Source organism: Desulfosporosinus sp. Tol-M2 (assembly GCF_059735615.1).
In genome coordinates, this window is sequence record NZ_JCAIJG010000109.1 from 1 (window position 1) to 5440 (window position 5440).

At 47.1% G+C, this 5440-nt stretch carries 5 protein-coding genes; all 5 read right to left on the bottom strand.

Annotated features, from left to right (window positions below; all coding sequences use genetic code 11):
- The coding region (locus AC6I5A_RS07900; RefSeq protein ID WP_034614136.1) for an FN3 associated domain-containing protein at nt 1–2287 on the bottom strand (2287 nt) is incomplete at its 3' end.
- Between the two features lie 97 nt (nt 2288–2384).
- Nucleotides 2385–2702, bottom strand: coding sequence for a DUF2149 domain-containing protein (locus AC6I5A_RS07905; RefSeq protein WP_034614137.1), 318 nt, complete (start codon nt 2700–2702; stop codon nt 2385–2387).
- A complete protein-coding gene (locus tag AC6I5A_RS07910; RefSeq protein WP_497900598.1) occupies nt 2680–3336 on the bottom strand; it encodes a MotA/TolQ/ExbB proton channel family protein in 657 nt (218 codons plus the stop codon). Before AC6I5A_RS07910 ends, AC6I5A_RS07905 begins: the two co-directional genes overlap by 23 nt.
- Before the next feature lie 25 nt (nt 3337–3361).
- Entirely contained in the window at nt 3362–5050 is a 1689-nt protein-coding gene (locus AC6I5A_RS07915) for an FN3 associated domain-containing protein (protein WP_052167968.1), read from the bottom strand.
- A gap of 32 nt (nt 5051–5082) precedes the next feature.
- On the bottom strand, nt 5083–5440 hold a 358-nt coding region (locus AC6I5A_RS07920; protein ID WP_034614140.1), incomplete at its 5' end, for a cell wall-binding repeat-containing protein.

The following is a 5440-nucleotide window of genomic DNA, read 5'->3' on the forward strand; positions in this document are numbered from 1 at the left end:
CCGGTTCAGTAAACTGAATTGAACCATCAGCCTGCCCTTCAACCCCAAATTGACGTTCGTATTTGAGCGGGTCAAGTACTACTGCTGTCGACTGCGCCTGGGGTGCGGCTGTTACAGTTCCAAGAGCTACGGTAATTTTTACCGGACCGGTCTGGTTTCTGACAGCTCCGGCGGGTACAACTATCTGGACTCCATCTTTGGCTGTCAGGGTTGTGGGCGTTGCAGCTTCCGGCATGATGACCGGGACATCGGGCGGCAGCTGGGCTGCCTGCTTTTGCTCAGGTGTTGCTGCTGATAGTTTATCTAAAGCGGTTTTGTTATCCGCAAGTTGGTTATCCGTAAGCTTAACGTCTTCTTTGGTAGTGACTGTTGTTTCTCCCGGAATTGTATAATTAAACGTCGCTATCTTGCTGTCCTGCTTACCGGGGCCAATGGTTATTGCCTTGATAGTAGTGTTTTTCTCAATGGGTCCAATTGGTTTATTAATACTATCCACGTCCTCCGCTCGTGCTGACCACCAGCGACTGGCAATCCAATTATACATCTGACTATTCATAGTCGGTGTGCTGCCATCCGTGGTGTAATAAATTTTATCATTGTCCATGTGGTCGTTGAAGAGTTTGACCATGGCGCCCACGGGCACCTCGCCACCGGCCGGATTTGCCTGCGGACTATCCCATTTTGCCGGTGTCGCGGTGGATACTTCAATTGTCGCTAAATATTTTACGAATCCCTCATTAATCTGCTCGGTAACTGTCCTTTGCCCATATACCGGTACCGGTGCATCTATGGCGTTCATATAGGCAGGATTATCACTGCCTTCAACTCTTACCAAGGCGATAATCGGCTCTACCTCTTCCGCCCCTGCGGAAGAGCCGCGAATATTCCCATCACCGTCGGCTGTAAGATTCTCCTTGAAATGAGGGAAATAATAACGCTTGTCTTTTAATAACTCCTTGACTGTAAGCGTCAGATAGTAGCCGTCTTTGGAAGTAAATTTAATCAGTTGAGCATCATTTTTTATCCCCGCCTGAGCAAGCAGGTCCCGCAATTTGACCCCTTTAGCCACCTCGAACTTCTTGGTAGGCCACGTGTTAACAACACTGTATGTGCGCTGGTATTGCGGCATACCTTCAAGCTGGGCCTGGGTAAAAGTTACAGGAGTCGTTACTCCATCTCCCGATATGGTTAAGAAGGTTTCTCCCGTTGTGGTTCCTGTTGCAGTTCCCTGCGATATTACTGAAGCTTTGATCTCTACAATATAACTTGTGGTTTTGTCACCAACGGTGATCGTCAGTGTTTGGCCGGCTGCAGCCGCCGAGCTGTCAAAACCTGTTACATTGTTTACTGAGACTGTTTCCACTTGCGTGCTGTTATCACTGTAGGTTCCTGTGACAACCAGACCGCTTAGGTCCAGTGAATCTCCCACTGTGTAAGTCAGTTTAGTTGCCGGTGTTGTGATTGCGATGCTGCTCAGGGTTACGGGAGCTGTAACGACCACATCCACTGTCATGGTCACCGTCACATTATTTGGATTGGTCACACCTGTCGGCAAGTTTGCCAGCGAACCCTTAAAGGTAAATGCCCCGGCAGTTGTGGCACTGTACGCGGGAGTACCGCCGTCCCAGGTCACATCAATATTTCGCATTGAACTATCACCGATGGTCGCTATTACCGTGCCTGGTAATCCGATATTTGCCAACGCAGTACCTATTACGACATTAATAGCGCTAGGTGTTGCCACGCCGGTCACTATTCCCGGTATGCTGAATTGCCCGTTGTTTACTGTTTTTGCTGTTATCTCATTTCCTAGGGCATCGGATAGTACTACTCCATTCAGACCTAATACGCAAGATGCTCCGGAGCTTGCTGCAGATGATACCGTAAACTGCATTGTTGCTATTGTGCTGTCCGTTCCGCCGGTAAACGGAGTGTTATTCATATTGTAGAGATTTACTGCTTCGTTATTCCCTGATATATAGTCAAAGATAGTGAAGCCCGCTGCTCCGCTTCCTAAACTTGTTTGCTTGTAAGTTAACAAGCTGTGATCATAGCTTAGTTCAAATCCCAAAGCAACTACTTCTCCTGAACTTGTCAAGTTAATGGGGACATTGATCACCTCTCCGGGCGCCGCTGTGACGGTCCCTGCTGTCAGTGCCGGAACACCTTCTGCCAATACTTCAGCCGGTTGAATTAATCCCCTGCCTAAAGGCGTGCATACTATTATAGCGATACAAAGAAGCATGCTCCATATCTTGCAAAGCATTATCTTCCTGCCATAAGACATATTTTTTTCCTCCTTGTAAGATAATGATTCCCAACAGGATAATGATTCCATAACTCTGTCTGCAAACTTTGTTGATTCAAACAATTCAAACAAGATATTACTTGTTGGTTAACATGAACATTTTCCCTGAAGTGGGGTCTTTGTAGACCGTGCCTAGTTTTTCATAAAGCTGACCCTGTCCCTCAGTTTCTTTCAGATCGCTTCTTATTTGGGTTTCCTGCGACATTTCTTGGCCAAGTTGCAAATTAACTCGCTCCAAGCCATTGGCAGGGTTGACTTTCCAATGGATGACCAAAGCGATTAACAGCCCACAGGCAAATACCAACATAGCATCTACTATATTGATCGCGCCATCCAGAGGATTAACATCTTCGGATGTACTGAGTCTCCTTCTACTCCTCAATTCCCCGTTCACGGTCGTACACCTCCAATAGGCTTTTCAGCAAGATCTCCAGTAAACTCAAATTATCCTCATACCATCTTTTTCGCAAACGGGAGACAACGAAAGCAACACTAGCTGTTGCCAGACCAATTACCGTAGCATTAAAGGCTACATGCAAAGAATTACTCAAGCCATTGAGATCACCCTGACCCAAGGTTACCAGCCCCTGACCCAGCGGAATCAGCGTACCTATCAATCCCAACATCGGCCCCAAACGAGCTATCAGATCTGTGCGATTGATTATTCCGGCATAATATAATTCCTCGCTGTCCAGCAACCGGCGGGCCAGAGCCTGATGTGAAGCAGCAGGCAAAGCGCGGTTTTTGATTAGTTCTCTCAGCGCCGCCTTCTGCCGACGAAATAGTCGGCTTTTTTCAATTTCCTCCGGTATCTCTCTAGTATCTTTCACCTGAAAAGTATCCAATAATGCTGGTAAGTTAATCTTTACTGCCTTACGCCGCTCAAAAAACACTTCCACCAGCAGGCTGCCCAGCTCAATCACCGTGAAAGCCACAAATAACAATAAAATAGTAATGGCAGGAGCCAGTAAGCCAGACGAAATAATCTGCATAATATCTTTGAGTGGCGTTAAGATAAAATCTGTCAATTTGTTACCCCCTAATTGTTACCCCCTAAGTATATTTCCTGTATTTTCTATATCTTCTACCTGCACCGGAAAAGAATAAACTTCCCAAAATAATCCACAGATAAATGCTCAACCTGTCATACTCCTCCGACAGCAACAAGGGACCGACATCAGGCAATATCTCATACACTTGCCAAGCTTGACGGTCAAGCTCTGAGTCGGAAGTCTGGGGGTTAGTTGAATTTGTTGCCACATTCTCTTTTGCGGTCAGATGCTGCCAATTTGTCTGAGACTGCTGCGAAGCTGGAGAGGGCTCCTGTACGGTATCCGTATCGGTATCGGTATCGGTATCCGCCTCACTCTGACCAACAACATCTTGAGAAGCAGTCGCCTGTACGTGGTCCGGGGTTATGGGATGTTTTATTGCGGCTACCATTACAGCCGGATTTGACTGCTCCAGTTTCGACACCTCATTTTTATTAGGATCAATATCCGTATCCACCCTACTCAGACCAACAACGTTTTTCATTGTTCCCTGCACAATACAAGTAGCCGTTAAATTACCGGTTACAGTTTTTACAGTAATGGTGGCTGTGCCTAAACCCACAATCGTTACCAGGCCGTAGCTATCGACCGTAGCCACCCGGGTATCGTTTGAGCTCCAGGTTACCCTGGTATCAGTGGCATTTTTCGGACCGACTGTCGCCGTTAACTCAACAATACTGCCGACTTTTGAATCGACCAGCTTCTGATCCAGGGTGACTATGCTCGGTGGTCCACTTGGTGTTTGAGATTGCGTGGGACTGCCAATCTGATAGGTAAAGGTAACCACATCACTATCGGCCTTACCGGGGCCAATCGTTCTGGCCTTGATAACCGTGCCTTGTTTAATCTCAATCGGTTTATTCGTAAGTTCCAAATTAGGGCGTTGACCCCACCATCGTTTGGAACACAAGTTATAAATTGGACTGTTAATAGTTGGGGTGCTGCCGTCCGTAGTGTAGTAAATTTTATCGGCATCATTACGTTTATTGCTTAGTTCAATCGAAGTTCCCGCCAGAACGTCTCCACTGTCAATATTAGCTATCGGGTTATCCCATTTTTGCGGAGCTGTGGTCAGCACTTCAATTGTTTTTACATATCTTACGAATAAGTTTTGCGTCTGCTCGGTAACCGCCCGCTGCCCAAACATAAGCAATAAGGCATCCATATCGTTCATATCAGCCGGCTGAATACTATCTCTGGTACTCTTTAAAGCAAGGATCGGCTCTACCTCTTCTGCATCCGCCGGAGAGCCGGCAATACTTCCGTCGCCGGCATTATTGTCCATCAAATGAGGGAAGTAATAACGCTTGTCTTCCAATAATTCCTTAACCATTAGCGTCATTTTGTAGTCATCTGTGGAAGTAAAACTAATCAACTGAGCATCTTCCTTTATTTCCGCTAATGCGAGCAGATCTCTTAATCTAACCCCTTCCCCCACGCACACTACTTTGGTGGGCCAGGTGTTAATCGTACTGTAGATATGCTGATACTGGCGCATAGCCTGGAGTTGCTCCAAAGTCAAAGTTATCGGCTTCGCCACCCCATCTCCGGTGATTGTAAGCGGTTCCGAAACTTCAGCAAGAGCAAACCCCGGCATCAGAATAAATGATCCAGCCGGCAACATGAAAACCAGCGTTATAATTAAAATCGCAGCGGACCATTTCTTTGTGACAGCTTGCGTTGCTAACACCCCTTTCGCATACTCTGTGCTGCAATAACTAATTACTTCAGTGCCTCCCGGATAGCACTGTCCTGAGTTGGCGTAATTATCACTTGCCCTCCGATAACAGTCAGTCCGGAGATTGCCGCTTTATTAGCCGTCAGGAATGTCTCGCTTGCCGCCGGTAACTCCTGATCCACCATGATCAGCGGCGACAGAGATCTTGCCGCCAAATTTCCGGCTACTAACGCATCCGGAAAATCGAGGCCGGTTACAACATATACTTGGTTAAGGTTAAGCTGCAACCCTGAAGCTATCGCCGTTACGGTTGCATAGCGATCCCATCCGCCATAACGTGTTGCACCAGGCAAACAGTCATAAATCGCTGCCGGTACGACAGCCTCTCCGCCGACTACTATC